The organism is Aquabacter sp. L1I39, assembly GCF_017742835.1.
Lineage (GTDB): Bacteria > Pseudomonadota > Alphaproteobacteria > Rhizobiales > Xanthobacteraceae > L1I39.
In genome coordinates this window covers 2,186,687-2,200,466 of record NZ_CP072392.1, presented here as the reverse complement: position 1 = coordinate 2,200,466, position 13,780 = coordinate 2,186,687, and the positions used below count along the sequence as shown (strand labels likewise).

The 13,780-nt window shown below is 67.2% G+C and carries 12 protein-coding genes; 6 read left to right on the top strand and 6 right to left on the bottom strand.

Going from position 1 to position 13,780, the window contains the following annotated elements; all coding sequences use genetic code 11:
* Window positions 1-7: 7 nt before the first annotated feature.
* Both J5J86_RS09585 and J5J86_RS09580 read right to left on the bottom strand, forming a co-directional pair.
* Complete coding sequence (locus J5J86_RS09585) at window positions 8-2,776, bottom strand: molybdopterin-dependent oxidoreductase (RefSeq protein ID WP_209105335.1); 2,769 nt, start codon at window positions 2,774-2,776, stop codon at window positions 8-10.
* Window positions 2,777-2,787: 11 nt separating this feature from the next.
* Window positions 2,788-3,618, bottom strand: a complete 831-nt coding sequence (locus tag J5J86_RS09580) for an FAD binding domain-containing protein (RefSeq protein WP_209104649.1) — start codon at window positions 3,616-3,618, stop codon at window positions 2,788-2,790.
* Between the two features lie 311 nt (window positions 3,619-3,929).
* Here J5J86_RS09580 and J5J86_RS09575 point away from each other — a divergent pair, with 311 nt between their 5' ends.
* Window positions 3,930-5,042: a linear amide C-N hydrolase gene (locus J5J86_RS09575; RefSeq protein WP_209104648.1), complete on the top strand. Its 1,113-nt coding sequence runs from the start codon at window positions 3,930-3,932 to the stop codon at window positions 5,040-5,042.
* Between the two features lie 113 nt (window positions 5,043-5,155).
* Here the strand turns inward: J5J86_RS09575 and J5J86_RS09570 are convergent, their stop codons facing one another.
* Together J5J86_RS09570 and J5J86_RS09565 are read right to left on the bottom strand one after the other, a co-directional pair.
* Complete coding sequence (locus tag J5J86_RS09570) at window positions 5,156-6,394, bottom strand: DUF2865 domain-containing protein (RefSeq protein WP_209104647.1); 1,239 nt, start codon at window positions 6,392-6,394, stop codon at window positions 5,156-5,158.
* Between the two features lie 248 nt (window positions 6,395-6,642).
* The gene (locus J5J86_RS09565; protein ID WP_209104646.1) at window positions 6,643-7,737 is read right to left on the bottom strand and encodes a TRAP transporter substrate-binding protein; all 1,095 of its coding nucleotides are present in this window, start codon (window positions 7,735-7,737) and stop codon (window positions 6,643-6,645) included.
* Between the two features lie 151 nt (window positions 7,738-7,888).
* Between J5J86_RS09565 and J5J86_RS09560 the strand changes: the two genes are divergently transcribed.
* Window positions 7,889-8,401: a CreA family protein gene (locus J5J86_RS09560; RefSeq protein ID WP_209104645.1), complete on the top strand. Its 513-nt coding sequence runs from the start codon at window positions 7,889-7,891 to the stop codon at window positions 8,399-8,401.
* A gap of 45 nt (window positions 8,402-8,446) precedes the next feature.
* On the opposite strand, the gene J5J86_RS09555 is transcribed toward J5J86_RS09560, so the two are convergent.
* Window positions 8,447-8,758 carry a hypothetical protein gene (locus tag J5J86_RS09555; protein ID WP_209104644.1) on the bottom strand — a complete coding sequence of 104 codons (312 nt, stop codon included), beginning with the start codon at window positions 8,756-8,758 and terminating at the stop codon, window positions 8,447-8,449.
* A 515-nt stretch (window positions 8,759-9,273) separates the two neighbouring features.
* Between J5J86_RS09555 and cysS the strand changes: the two genes are divergently transcribed.
* From cysS to cimA, 3 genes are all read left to right on the top strand, one after another.
* Window positions 9,274-10,662, top strand: coding sequence for a cysteine--tRNA ligase (gene cysS, locus J5J86_RS09550; protein ID WP_209104643.1), 1,389 nt, complete (start codon window positions 9,274-9,276; stop codon window positions 10,660-10,662).
* Window positions 10,659-11,165, top strand: coding sequence for a GNAT family N-acetyltransferase (locus tag J5J86_RS09545; protein WP_209104642.1), 507 nt, complete (start codon window positions 10,659-10,661; stop codon window positions 11,163-11,165). The genes cysS and J5J86_RS09545 overlap by 4 nt, the downstream gene beginning before the upstream one ends.
* Window positions 11,166-11,290: 125 nt before the next feature.
* Entirely contained in the window at window positions 11,291-12,889 is a 1,599-nt protein-coding gene (gene cimA, locus J5J86_RS09540; RefSeq protein WP_209104641.1) for a citramalate synthase, read from the top strand.
* Between the two features lie 51 nt (window positions 12,890-12,940).
* Here cimA and J5J86_RS09535 read toward each other — a convergent pair whose 3' ends face one another.
* Complete coding sequence (locus J5J86_RS09535) at window positions 12,941-13,267, bottom strand: nuclear transport factor 2 family protein (RefSeq protein ID WP_209104640.1); 327 nt, start codon at window positions 13,265-13,267, stop codon at window positions 12,941-12,943.
* A 118-nt stretch (window positions 13,268-13,385) separates the two neighbouring features.
* Between J5J86_RS09535 and J5J86_RS09530 the strand changes: the two genes are divergently transcribed.
* Window positions 13,386-13,763, top strand: coding sequence for a winged helix-turn-helix transcriptional regulator (locus J5J86_RS09530; RefSeq protein ID WP_209104639.1), 378 nt, complete (start codon window positions 13,386-13,388; stop codon window positions 13,761-13,763).
* The last annotated feature ends 17 nt before the right edge of the window (window positions 13,764-13,780 follow it).

Genomic DNA, 13,780 nt, shown 5'->3' with positions numbered 1-13,780 from the left:
CGACCTTTCAGCAGGGGCAGGTGGGCGAGGGGATGGTCCTGTCCGTGCCGGATCCGCTGCCATGGCGCGCGGCGATGGCGGCATAGATCCGGTCGGGGGCAAACGGGGTGGCGGGAAAGCGGATGCCGGTGGCATCACGCAGGGCACTGGCAAGGGCCGGCGCCACGGGGTTGAACGGGCTCTCGCTCATGGACTTAGCGCCGAGCGGGCCGATGCGGTCATAGGTGTCGGCGAACAGCACCTCGGTGTGCGGCACGTCGGCGAAGGTCGGCACGCGATAGGTGCGCAAGGTGGGATTGGTGATGGCGCCGGTCTCGGGGTCGAGCACCACCTCCTCGAACAGGGCGGCGCCCAGCGCCTGGGCGATGCCGCCTTCCACCTGGCCCCGGCATTGGGCTGGATTCATCACCACGCCCGCATCGGCGGCCTGGACGCTCTTCAGGAACCGGATCTCCCCGGTCTTCCGATGCACGGCAATGCGGAAGCCCTGCACGTTGAAGGCGACGGAGCGGGGCGAGCCATCGGCGGCACCCTGCGCCTCCAGCGCCATGCCGGCGGCGCGCGCCGCCTCGGCCAGCGCGCGCAGGGAGAGGCGCCTGTGACCCGCCACGACCTCGCCGGCCTCGAGCCGGCATTGATCGAAGGGCATCCGCCACTGCTCGGCGGCAAAAGCGCGGATGCGCTCGGCCAGCGCGCGGGCGGCCCGCTCGGTGGCGAGGCCCGCCACCACGATGCCGGTGCTGCCGAAGGCCCCCGTATCATGGGCCACGAGATCGGTGTCGGACTGGACGAGGCGCACGGCCGTAGCGGGCGCGCCGAGCACTGTGGCGGCGATCTGCACATGGACGGTCGAGGTGCCGTTGCCGAACTCGGCCGTGCCCACCTTCAGCTCAAAGATCCCCTCCGGGGTGAGCGAGAGGTGCACGTTGGAATGGTGGCCGCGCGGGGGAATGGTGTCGATGAGGGCTGCCGCCATGCCTTCGCCCACCAGCCAGTCGGGGCCGGGCGCGGGCTGGGCGCGGGCCTCTGCCAGCCGCGCCTCCACCAGATCGAGACACTGGTCGAGGCCATAGCTGCCATATTCCACGTCGTGGGGATGGGCCGTGTGCGTGACCATGGCATCGCCGGGGCGGATGGCGTTGAGCCGGCGGAAGGCGAACGGGTCCATGCCCAGCGACCGCGCCAGCTCGTCCATGGCGGATTCCACCGCGAACAGGGTCTGGCTCAGCCCATAGCCCCGGAAGGCGCCGCTGGGCGGGGTATGGGTATAGACCGCATAGCCCTCCACCTTCTTGTTGGGGCAGCGATAGAGGATCAGGCTTTCATTGCAGCCGTGGAAGAGGACGCCGGGTCCGTGATTGCCATAGGCGCCGGTATTGGAGACCACGCGCAGCGAAATGGCGGTGAGGCGGCCATCCGCCCTGGCACCCACCTTGGCGCGGATGGTCATGGGGTGGCGCGTGGTTGTGGCGGCGAACTGCTCGGGCCGGGTGACCTCATATTTCACCGGCCGCCCGGTCTTGAGCACGGCCAGCGCCACGATGTCCTCGGTGAGCATTTCCTGCTTGCCGCCGAAGCCGCCGCCCACCCGCTCGCACAGCACCCGCACCTTGTCCCGTGGCAGGTCGAAGACGGCGCACAGCGCATCGCGGGTGAGGAAGGGCGTCTGGGTGCTGGAGCGCACCACCAGCCGGCCGTCCTCGTCAAGGAAACCGATGGCGCCATGGGTTTCCAGATGCACATGCTGGATGCGCTGGCTGGAATAGGTGCCTTCGTGGATCACGTCCGCTTCGGCAAACCCCGCCGCCACGGAGCCCACCTCGCCCTGAATCTCCGCCACCACATTGCGGGCGGGATCGCGGGAGCCGCTGGCGGCGGCGGTCTTCTCATGGACGCGCGGCGCGCCGGGGCGCATGGCCTCCTCGGGGTCGAAGACGGCGGGCATAACCTCATAGGTGACCACGAGGCGCCGGCAGGCCTCCTCCGCCGCCGCCTCGCTCTCCGCCACCACGGCGGCCACCCGCTGGCCGACAAAGCGCACCACGTCGTCCAGGATGCGCGTGTCGGCGGGATCGTCCGCCATCAGTTCGTGGCGGGCGCTGGAAAAATGGACAAGTGGTGCATCATGGTGCGTGAGGATGGCGATGACGCCCGGCACGCGCGCCGCCTCGTCCGTGTCGAGGGCAACGATGCGCGCATGGGCATGGGGTGAGCGCAGGATTTTCAGATGGGCCAGCCCGGGTGGAGCGAAGTCCATGGTGAACGGCGCACGCCCGGTGACCACGTCCGGTCCCGCCGGCGTGCCGAGGCTGGCGCCCGCCACGGGGCCTGAGGGCGCCGTCTCCACATGGCAGACGCCGCGCACCGCATCTTCGATGGCGCGATAGCCGGTGCAGCGGCAGATGTTGCCCTTGAGCGCCGTCGGCAAGTCCTGGAGCTGCGCCTGGTCGAGGCTTGCGGCGGTCATGATCATGCCGGCGGTGCAAAAGCCGCATTGGAAGCCCGGCGCTTCCAGGAAGCGGCGTTGCATGGGGTGGAGCCCGTCCGGGCTCGCCAGCCCCTCAATGGTGGTGACCTCCCGCCCCTCCGCGCGAAAGGCGGGGAAGAGGCAGCTGTGCACGGGCGCGCCGTCCACATGGACGGTGCAGGCGCCGCAATCCCCCGCATCGCACCCCTTCTTGACGCCGAGCCAGCCCATGTCCCGCAGAAAGGTGCGCAGGCACTGGCCGGGCTGCGGAGCGGCCTGCGTGGGTTGGCCATTGATGATGAGGCGGATGGGGGGATGGCTCATGGCCGACCACCTCCCGCCAATTCCGCGCGCACCTCTTCGGCGAGGATGGCGGTGACATGCCGCCGCCAGTCCGGGCGGCCATGGATGTCGTCGTGATAGGCAGGAGGCGGCAGTGCCGCGTCGAGGCGGGCGCGCAGCGTCACGGCGTCGGGGAATTCGGCAAAAGCGAGCCGCACCGGCCGAGGCGTGGAAGCGGTGATGGTGAGGTCGAGGCCCTGGGAGAGGGGCGCCTGCGTGCCCACCACAAGGGCGGCGGACCGCCCGAGGCGGCTCAGGGAGATCTTCCGCATGGCGGTGCGGCGAGCGAGGGCGGCGTGCGGCACGAGGATCGCACGCAGCACCTCGCCGGGCGCGAGCGCCGTGTCGAGCGGCCCACGTACGAAATCCATCGCGGCCATCTGCCGCTCTCCGCCACCGGGGGACCAGATGAGACAGAGGGCATTGAGGGCTGCGGTGAGCGAGATCATGGCTCCGGCGGGCAGGGCCATGCACAGATTGCCGCCCACGGTCGCCATGTTCCAGATCTTGAACGAGGCCAAAAGGGCGGCGCAGCACTGGCCGAACAGAGGCGCGGCGGGCCAGGGGGCGGCGGCGGCGAAGGCGTTGAGATCCGCGATGGTGGTGGTGGCGGGAATGTCGAGGCCCTCGCTCGTGAGGCGCGGCCCGCCCCAGTTCAGGCCAGAGAGGTCCACAAGCCGCGTGATATTCGGCTGCGGCTCGGAAAACAGCCACGTCCCGCCTGCAAGCCAGGCATCGCCCGGACGGACGTCATCCAGCTCCGGCCGGCTCGAAGGCCGGCTGATGTCCTTGACCGTGTTCAGGTCCATCCAACCCCCTGGGGCGGTTCTCCCGCGCCGGATGCTCAACCGACACGCAAACCCTACCCCGATCCCCGGTTCCAGATCGTCCCGCCCGACCCTTCCACCGGTCGCAGCGGTTGCAACGTATCCCCGCGCCCCGGCGCGTGGGCTTCTCCCCGCCAATGCTAAGCAAGAAGCATTCCGCTTTCGATCGCTCCGGCAAAGGGCCACTTCGGAGAGGTGCCTGCACATTTTGGAAACAGCGAACGGCTAGGTCTTAGCCTCCTTTGCGACTAGCCTGTCCGTTGGACAGGGAGTGCACCAAGGGAGAACCCCGCATGATAACAAAGACTGCCGGACGGATCGCTGCCAAGCTCGCGATCGTCGCCGCCACGTTGCTGCCTCTCCAGCAGGCACAAGCCTGCACGTCGTTTCTCCTGAAATCCGTCGATGGCGGCTATACCTATGGCCGCACCCTGGAATTCGGATTGCCGTTGCAATCGCAGCTGATCGTGGTGCCCCGCCAGTTCGCCTTGACGGGCACCGGGCCGGATGGAAAAGCGGGAACCGGGCTGCCCTGGACGGTGAAATACGGGGCGGTGGGCGCCAATGCCTTCGGCCTGCCGGTGCTGGTGGACGGCATGAATGAGGCCGGCCTTGTGGGTGGCATGCTCTATCTGCCGGGTCTCGCGCTCTACCAGGACGTGCCCGCGGCCGAGGCGCGCACCTCCATCGCCGCCCACGAATTGCTCACCTATCTCCTCACCAGCTTTGCCACGGTGGCGGAGGTGAAGGCCGGCCTGCCCAAGATCAAGGTCAACCGGGCGATCCTCGCCCAGTTGAAGATGGCGACCCCCATGCACATCACCTTGCATGATGCCGGCGGCGCGAGCCTTGTGATCGAATATACCGGCGGGGTCCTGCACATGCACGACAACCCCACCACCATCCTGACCAACGCGCCCACCTTCGACTGGCACGTCACCAGCCTCAGCAACTATCTGGGCCTGTCGCCCTTTAATCCCGATCCGGTGAAGATCGGCGCGCTCACGCTTTCTCCCCCGAGCACCGGCGCCGGAGCGGCGGGGATGCCGGGCGACATGTCCTCGCCCTCGCGCTTCATCCGCGCCTTCCTCTACTGGCGGGCCGCGCCGGAGCAGAAGACGAGCGCGGAAACGGTGGATATCGCCTTCCACATCCTCAACAATTTCGACATCCCTCCGGGCATCATCCGCACGTCTGCCGATGCGGCCGCCGGCGGTGGCGTCTCGGCGATCGAAACCACCGAATGGACCTCGGTCGCGGATCTCAAGACCAAGCGCTATTACCTGCGCACCTATGGCAACAGCCAGACGCGGGTGCTGGACCTGGCCAAGGCCAACTTCGACGCCAAGGAGGTGAAGTCCTTCAGCATCGATGGCCCGCCGGCCTTTATCGACGTACTGAAATGAGGGCGAGTCCTGCGGTCGGCATTCTTGGGCCGCGTCTAGCCGGCTGAGACGAACGAAGGCCGCCTCGAGACCGGAGGCGGCCTTTTCGCGTCAGGCCTGCATGTGGACCGCACTCATTGGGTCGCGGAGGTTGATCCACTGGAAGCATTGTTCGAGCGCGGGGTTCCGATGACGCGCACCGGACGCTGTCCCGGCTGCTCGGAGGCGGGAGCGAGTGGGGCGGATGCGGTGGACGGCGCGGGATCGAGCGGCGCAGCGCCTGAGGCGCTGGCCGGAGCGGTTGATGCGGGGCGCGAGCTCGCTGTCTTGCCCTTGGCGTTCGGATCACCCACCGGCCGGGGCTGCGACATTTCCTTGGCCTGCTCCTCGGTGACGAGGATGTCGCCCTTCTGGAGAGTGGAGGAATCCTCCAGCCCCGCCAGCGCCTGCGCCCAGGACTGGCCAGGCGCGCGGCACGAGCAGGAGGGGTTGAACTGCTTGCGATAGAGCAGGGCGGTCGGCAGCGACATATAGGGCTTGCCGTTGATAGAGGTCGCCTGCTGGATGTCCTCGCCAGGATTGCGATAGGTAAAGAGCTGCGCCTCAGTGGCCGGGCACAGACGCCGGCACAGGGCGTCGTCAGTGGCAAAACGGGCTGGCACGGTGGCGTAGGAGATGGGGAAGTAGAAGCCGTCGCAGGTGCGCACGCACACGGTGCGATAGGTGGACGACTTCGGCAGGTCCATCGGGGCCACGTCGAGGCCGGGCGCTGTCTCCGAGTCTTCCGGCCCGGGGCCGCCGAACAGGGCCTCGAAGAAGTTGCGCGGCCGCTGCTGCTGGCGCTGCGGCTGGGCCATGGCCTGGGCGGCTGCACGATATTGCGGACCGCAATTGTTCTGGGCCAGCGCCATGATGATCTGCCGGCGCTGCCCGTCGCGATCCCCGCCGCCGGCGGTGCGCTCGATGCTGGCGAGATTGGCCCGCAGCCGCGAAATCTGGTCGTCAATGGCGTCACATTGGGGCGGCCGGGGCGGCCCCTGGAAGATGAAGAAGCCGCGCGGGGCGTCGCAGTTCATCGCCTTGGCGTCGGCATTGAGCTGGGCGAGATCCCCCCGCATCTTTGCGGCCTGCTGCAGCCGGGCATCGGTGGCCGGGTCGGGCCGGTCGAGGGAGGCAAGGGCGCCTTCCAACTGCATGCAATTGGGGCCGGGCGCCTGGGCCACCGCCCCGGGAGGCACCTGGTAGCTAGGCGCTTGCGCCAACTGCACCGGCGTTGCCTGCGCCGGAACAGTCTGTGCCGAAGCCAGCGTCGGCGTCAGGACCGGGAAGGCCAGGAGCGCGGCGCCCAGGCCGAACAAGCGAAGCGATGTCATTCTCAATCTGGACCGCCCGATCAATGCCGCATCCTCCGGGGGAGCGGTGCGCCCCATTCCCGGAACAGGACGACCGCCCCTGCGTCCCGGTTCCGGCCGATGGGCCGGGTGGCGGCGCGTGGAGGCGGTCGGCCTCATCTTCCTGCACTTATAGCCCCATTGACCGGGGCTAATGGTGACGAAACTGTGGTTTTCATCGATTGCGGGCGGACCGGGTGCGGCTTGCCGCCCGATCCGCCCGCAAACGGTCAGCTCTTGCCGCGCATGCGGATGTTGAAGCTGTCGTAGGAATATTCGCCGATCTGCCACCAGACGAGCTGCTCGGCCCGGATGGCATTCATGCTGTCCAGCGCCTTCTTGAAGTTCGGATTGGTGGCGGCGATCTCGTTGTAGAGCTCGAACGAAGCCTTGTAGCCGGCTTCAAGGATGGATTGCGGAAAGGCCCGCAATTCGCAGCCCTGCTGCACCAGACGGCGCAGCGCCGGCGGGTTCACCATGTCATACTTGGCGAGCATCCAGTTGTTGGCCGCCTCGCAGGCATTGGACAGGATGGCCTGGTAGTGCTTGGGCAGCTTGTTCCACTGCTCCTGGTTGATGACCAGGTGGAGCATGGCGCCCCCCTCCCACCAGCCGGGATAGTAATAGTACTTGGCCACCTTCACGAGGCCGAACTTCTCGTCGTCATAGGGGCCGACGAATTCGGCCGCGTCGATGGTGCCGCGCTCAAGCGCCGGATAGACATCGCCGGGGGCGATCTGCTGCGGCACGACGCCGAGCTTGGCAAGCACTTGCCCGCCAATGCCGCCGATGCGGAACTTCAGGCCCTTCAGGTCCTCCACCGATTTCAGCTCTTTGCGAAAGAAGCCGCCCATCTGGGTGCCGGAATTGCCCATGGGAATGGAATAGGCATTCAGCTTGGAGAGCACGCCATTGATGATCTGCTCGCCGCCGCCGAAGAACCACCAGGAATGCTGCTGGCGTGAGTTGAAGCCGAAGGGCACGCCGGTGCCGAAGGCCAGGGTGGGATCCTTGCCGATATAGAAATAGGTGGCCGTCTGCGCGCATTCCACCGTGCCGGACGACACGGCATCGAGGGCCTGCAAGCCGGGGACCAGTTCACCAGCCGGGAAGGTCTGGATCTGGAACTTCCCGTCGGTGGCCTCGGCCACGTATTTCGAGAGCATCTGGGCGGTGCCGTAGATGGTGTCGAGCACGCGGGGGAAGGACGAGGTCAGGCGCCACTTCACCTCGGGCTGGCTCTGCGCGAGGGCCGGCATGGCGACGGTGGTCGAGGCGAGCGCAGTGGCGGAAGCGCCGAGGAAATGGCGGCGGGTGGTGCTCATGGGAGTCTCCGGGCGTCTTGATCTTCTTGCCGGCACAGGTGTCATGCTGCGCACGGCACGTCAATTCCCGCCTTCCGTCCGGGCTGGGGCGCACCCATATGTGATGGGCACGTCCGGGCACGGGCCTTGGGCGCGGAAGGGGTGAAACCTGATGAAACTGTGGCTGCGCGGCCTTGCCGCGGCGACGATCTGCCTCCTCGCCGGTGGCGCTGCCGCCGGGCAGGAGCCGGACCTGATCTTCCGCAAGTCGACGGTCTGGAAGTTCCTGACCCCCGACGACAAGCTGGCGGTCTATGGCATTGACGACCCGGTGGTTTCCGGCGTCGCCTGCCACTATACGGTGCCCGAGAAGGGCGGCCTTTCAGGCATGGTCGGGGTGGCCGAGGAGGTCTCCGACATCTCGCTCGCCTGCCGCCAGACGGGTCCCATCGTTTTCAAGGAGAAGTTCGAGCAGGGCGACGTGGTCTTCCGCCAGAGCCGCTCGCTCTTCTTCAAGCGCATGCAGATCGTGCGAGGCTGCGATGCGAAGCGCAATGTCCTGGTCTATCTCGTCTATTCGGACAAGCTGGTGGAGGGCAGCCCGAAGAATTCCACCTCCACCGTGCCCATCATGCCCTGGGGCGCTTCGGGCGAGGTGCCGCGTTGCGCGGATTTCCTGAAATAGGGGAAGGTGCGTGCCGGCATGGAGCCGGCTGCCCTCGGCTCGCCGTCAGCGGTTGCAGGTAATGGTGACGACGCTCGGGCAGAGCGGACCGGCGCAGGCCGCGCGGTTAGCCGGCGGGCTGGCGATGGGAGTCAGCGGGCCCGCCGAGGCCACGCGGCCATAATCGAGGGCGCGGCTATAGTCGTGGGAGCGGCACCAGGCGGTGGCGAGGCGCTCGCCGCAGGGCTCACCCTCGGCAAGGCAGCGGTCGATGCCGTAGGCGTCGGAATTCTCGATCAGGAAGATGCGCGTTTCTGCGCGGGCCGCTCCGCCGGCCAGCGTCACCAGGGCAGCGAGGATGAGGCTGGTTTTCGTCATGTATTTGCGTTGCGACCTCTTTAGGCCCGTGCGCGCCCCGAGGGGCGCTGTCAGGCGGGTGCCGATTCGCGCGGGGTAACCATGGCGACGGTCTTGGGATAGACTTGTGTCCATAAGAAGGTCAAGCCGCTACCACCCCTCGACCCCGGCGCGTGCGGAATGTCGCGGGAGGAGGGCGGCCTGCGCTGTCTGCGGGTTTGCTCACGTTGCAGCGGGCTTGCCCACGCCACAGGCTGGCCGGCGGAACAGGGCCAGCTTTGTCTTTGGAAATGGCTTGACGCCTGCACATTCCGCTCTCATTGTCCGCCGCCATGAACGAGACGTCCAACATCCCGGCATTTGTGCGCCTGCGCGCCGTGCTGTCGATTATTTGCGGTTAGCCAAACACGCTGGCCGCGGCCGTCCCTTGCTGTACCCCTCGAGGAGAAACGGACGCCACGGCCGGCAGGTCGGGCATCCATGATCCACGGCCCCTGACGGGTCGCGGCGCATGCCTCTGAGGGAGTGAAGGTCACATGGAGCTGCGGCTCTACAACACGCTCACCCGGTCCAAGGATCCCTTCCGTCCGCTCGATCCCGAGCGGGTGCGCATGTATGTCTGCGGCCCCACCGTCTATGACCACGCCCATATCGGCAATGCCCGGCCGGTGATCGTGTTCGACGTGCTGTTCCGCCTGCTGCGCCGTCTGTATGGCGAGGCGCAGGTGACCTATGTGCGCAACATCACGGACGTGGACGACAAGATCAACGCCCGCGCCGCCGAGCGGGGCATCACCATTCGGGACCTGACCGAGGAGACCTATCGCTGGTTCCGCGAGGACACGGCCGCGCTCGGCTGCCTGCGGCCAACGGTGGAGCCGCGCGCCACTGAGCATATCGACGAGATGCGGGTGCTCATCGAGCGCCTGGTGGCGGCGGGCCATGCCTATGTGGAGCAGGATCATGTCCTGTTCAACGTGCCCTCCATGCCCGATTATGGCCGCCTCTCCCGCCGCCCCCTGGACGAGATGATCGCCGGCGCGCGGGTGGATGTGGCGCCCTACAAGCACGATCCCATGGACTTCGTGCTCTGGAAGCCGTCCGAGGCGGGTGTGCCCGGTTGGCCCTCGCCCTGCGGCATCGCAATCCCAGGCCGCCCCGGCTGGCACATCGAATGCTCGGCCATGTCCTGGAAGCATCTGGGCGAGACCTTCGACATTCATGGCGGCGGCATTGACCTTGTCTTCCCCCACCATGAGAACGAGATCGCCCAGTCCCGCTGCGCCTTCGACACCGGCGTGATGGCGCGGGTGTGGATGCATAACGGCTTCCTGATGCTGGAAGGCGAGAAGATGTCGAAGTCGCTCGGCAACTTCGTCACCATCCGTGAATTGCTGGCGGACTGGCCGGGCGAGGCGCTGCGCTTCGCCATGCTCTCCACCCATTATCGCCAGCCCATCAACTGGACCCGCCAGGGCATTGGCTTTGCCGCCAAGACGCTGGACAAGTGGTACCGCATCGTCGGTGACGAGCCGGCGGAGACGGGGGAGGGCAATCCGTTCGAGAGCGAGATCGCCGATCGTCTCGGCGACGATCTCAACACGCCCTCGGCCATCGCCCATCTCCACCATCTCGCCGATGTGGCCGATGACGTGGAGACCTCCACCGCCCTGAAGCGCCGCTTCAAGGGCGCGGCCAACCTGCTGGGCCTCCTCCAGGAGACCCAGACCGAATGGCTTGCCCGCAAGCGGGAGAAGGTGACGGTGGATGCGGACGCGGTGGGCCTGCTCATCGCGGAGCGCCTGGCCGCCCGCAAGGCCCGCGACTTCGCCCGCGCCGATCAGATCCGCGAACTGCTCGCCGCCCAGGGCGTGGTCCTGATGGACAACAAGGACGGCACCACCAGCTGGGAGGTCGCGCCATGAAGGCCGCCAATTCCAATAGCGCCGCCGGCCTTCGGCCCTATCTGCCGGAGGACGCTGCCCGCCTCGCCATCATCTTCCGCTCCGCCGTCATGGAGCTGACGGAAGACGATTATGATGATGACCAGCAGGAAGCCTGGGCCGCCTTGGCCGATGACGAGGAAGCCTTCGCCGCCCGCCTCGCCAACGGCCTGACCCTTGTGGCCGTCGTGGATGGCGATCCCATGGGTTTCGCCACCCTCAAGGACAACACCCTCATCGACCTGCTCTATGTGGACCCGGAAATGGCCGAGACCGGCATCGCGCGCCTCCTGTGCGACGCGCTGGAGCGCCTGGCGCAAGCCCGGGGGGCGAAAGCTCTCACCGTGGACGCCAGCGACACCGCCCTCGGCTTCTTCCAGCATCGCGGCTACGTGGCCCAGCGCCGCAATTCCGTGCCGCTGGGCGATGTGTGGCTGGCCAACACCACGCTGTCCAAGGACCTGCCGCCCGCGAGGACGCAGTGAACGCGCCGCTCGTCCTGGGGGATGCGGCGCCGCGGCCGGAAACGGGTGGCATGGCGGCGCTTGCGGACGGAAACAGGACGGGCGCCCGCCCCGACGCAATGGGCGATGACCAAACGAGACAAGAAATGCCCACCAAGGAACGCCTTTATCTGTTCGACACCACGCTGCGGGACGGCGCGCAGACCAACGGGGTCGACTTCACGCTCGCCGACAAGCTCAAGGTCATGAGCCTGCTGGACCGGCTGGGCGTCGACTATGTGGAGGCGGGCTATCCCGGCGCCAACCCGCTCGACACCAACCTGTTTGCGGAAAAGCGGGCCGCGCGGGCGAAGGTCACCGCCTTCGGCATGACCAAGCGCGCCGGGCGTTCCGCCGCCAATGATCCGGGCGTCGCCGCGCTGCTCGCCGCAGAGGCGGATGCCATCTGCTTCGTCGCCAAGGCCTCCGCCTATCAGGTGCGGGTGGCGCTGGAGACCACGGAGGAAGAGAACCTCATCTCCATCCGCGAGAGCGTCGCCGCCGCCCGCGCCGCCGGGCGCGAGGTGCTGGTGGATTGCGAGCATTTCTTCGACGGATTCAAGGAAAAGCGCGACTTTGCCCTGGCCTGCGCCCGCACCGCCTATGAGGCGGGGGCGCGCTGGGTGGTGTTGTGCGACACCAACGGCGGCACCTTGCCCCATGAGGTGGACGCCATCGTCCGCGCGGTGATTGAGGTGGTGCCGGGCGACCATGTGGGCATCCACGCCCATAACGACACCGAGCAGGCGGTGGCCAATTCGCTGGCCGCCGTGCGCGCCGGCGCCCGGCAGATCCAGGGCACGCTGAACGGCCTCGGCGAGCGTTGCGGCAATGCCAATCTGTGCTCGCTCATCCCCACCTTGATGCTGAAGGGCGATTTCGCTGATCGTTTCGAGATCGGCGTCACGCAGGAGGGTCTGCAGGATCTCTCCAGCGTCTCCCATGTGCTGGATGAGATGCTCAACCGGGCGCCCAACCGCCACGCGCCTTATGTGGGCGACAGCGCCTTTGCCACCAAGGCGGGCATCCACGCCTCCGCCATCCTGAAAGACCCCGCCACCTATGAACATGTGGCGCCCGACCTCGTGGGCAATCGCCGCAAGGTCCTGGTGTCCGACCAGGCCGGCAAGTCCAACGTGGTGTCCGAGCTGGAGCGGCTCGGCGTCGACGTGGACAAGGCCGACCCGCGCTTGGGCCGCCTGCTCGACGAGGTGAAGCAGCGCGAGTCGCTGGGCTATGCCTATGAGGCGGCGGATGCCTCCTTCGCGCTGCTGGCGCGGCGCATGCTGGGCACGGTGCCGGACTTCTTCACGGTGGAGCGCTTCAGCGTGAATGTGGAGCGCCGCTACAATGCGCGCGGCGAGATGCTGACCGTCGCCGAGGCCATCGTGAAGGTGGAGGTGGACGGCGATGTCTTCATCTCCGCCGCCGAGGGCAACGGCCCCGTTAACGCGCTGGACGTGGCGCTGCGCAAGGATCTGGGCAAGTACCAGCCCTTCATCGCCGGCCTGCGCCTCACGGATTATCGCGTGCGCATCCTCAATGGCGGCACGGAAGCCATCACCCGCGTCCTCATCGAGAGCACGGACGAGACCGGCGACCGCTGGACCACGGTGGGCGTCTCCCCCAACATCATCGACGCCTCCTTCGAGGCGCTGATCGATTCCATCACCTGGAAGCTGCTGAAGGAAGGCGCGCCGGGCTGAGGCGCGTCCTTGCCTCACCTGCGATGCCCCCTGCCACGGGGGCATCGCCCCTCAGGGAACGATCTCCAGGCGCGCAATGGCATCGCCGGACAGGGTGAAGGCATAGCGCAGGTCCACCGGGCTGCCCGGGAAATTGCCGGCCACATGGGCGGTAACAATCGTCTTTCCGCCCTCCGCCGTCACGGCGACGGGGGTGCTGACATAGTCGTATTTTGCAGAGGCCTCCGCCTTCCAGCGCGCGATGGCCTCACGCCCCTGGTGGGTTTGGCGTTCATCCACCACCACCGCGTCGGCTGCAAAGCACTGGGCGATGGAGGCGCTGTCCTTGGCATCGGCTGCGAAGTATTGGGCGATGGGTTCGGGCAGAGGAGGGGTCATGATCCATCTCCAAGTGAGCTGGAGTTGAGCTTGAGGAGAACTTGTCCGCCCCCGGAAGATGGCCTAGCCTGACGAAATCGCAAGAACGCACGAAAAAGTAAGGTACTTACGAAAAAGTATGCCCCATCCCTACACGCGAGAAAGAGCCGCCCAGGGCGTCGAGACTGCGCTCAAGTTCCTGGAGGGGCGCTGGAAGCTGGTGATCCTGTTTCACCTCTTCGGCGGGCAGGTGCTGCGTTTCTCCGACCTGGAGCGCGCCATTCCCGGCGTGTCGCAGAAAATGCTGATCCAGCAGCTGCGGCAGCTGGAGAAGGATGGGATCGTCCGGCGCATCGTCCACCACCAGGTGCCGCCCAAAGTGGAATATGGGCTCACGGAATGGGGACAGGCCTTGTGCCCGGCGCTGGATGCGCTGCTCACTTGGGCCGCCCGGCGGGAGGGCGGCGACGGTGCGCAGGAGCCCCAGACCCCCCCGGAATTCAGCGGAAGCGCATAGGCCGCCGCAATGCTCCG

Coding starts and splice junctions, on each gene's coding strand:
- J5J86_RS09580 (WP_209104649.1), bottom strand. CDS start 3,618: ATGGACCTGAACACGGTCAAGGACATCAGCCGGCCTTCGAGCCGGCCG.
- J5J86_RS09575 (WP_209104648.1), top strand. CDS start 3,930: ATGATAACAAAGACTGCCGGACGGATCGCTGCCAAGCTCGCGATCGTC.
- J5J86_RS09570 (WP_209104647.1), bottom strand. CDS start 6,394: ATGACATCGCTTCGCTTGTTCGGCCTGGGCGCCGCGCTCCTGGCCTTC.
- J5J86_RS09565 (WP_209104646.1), bottom strand. CDS start 7,737: ATGAGCACCACCCGCCGCCATTTCCTCGGCGCTTCCGCCACTGCGCTC.
- J5J86_RS09560 (WP_209104645.1), top strand. CDS start 7,889: ATGAAACTGTGGCTGCGCGGCCTTGCCGCGGCGACGATCTGCCTCCTC.
- J5J86_RS09555 (WP_209104644.1), bottom strand. CDS start 8,758: ATGACGAAAACCAGCCTCATCCTCGCTGCCCTGGTGACGCTGGCCGGC.
- cysS (WP_209104643.1), top strand. CDS start 9,274: ATGGAGCTGCGGCTCTACAACACGCTCACCCGGTCCAAGGATCCCTTC.
- J5J86_RS09545 (WP_209104642.1), top strand. CDS start 10,659: ATGAAGGCCGCCAATTCCAATAGCGCCGCCGGCCTTCGGCCCTATCTG.
- cimA (WP_209104641.1), top strand. CDS start 11,291: ATGCCCACCAAGGAACGCCTTTATCTGTTCGACACCACGCTGCGGGAC.
- J5J86_RS09535 (WP_209104640.1), bottom strand. CDS start 13,267: ATGACCCCTCCTCTGCCCGAACCCATCGCCCAATACTTCGCAGCCGAT.
- J5J86_RS09530 (WP_209104639.1), top strand. CDS start 13,386: ATGCCCCATCCCTACACGCGAGAAAGAGCCGCCCAGGGCGTCGAGACT.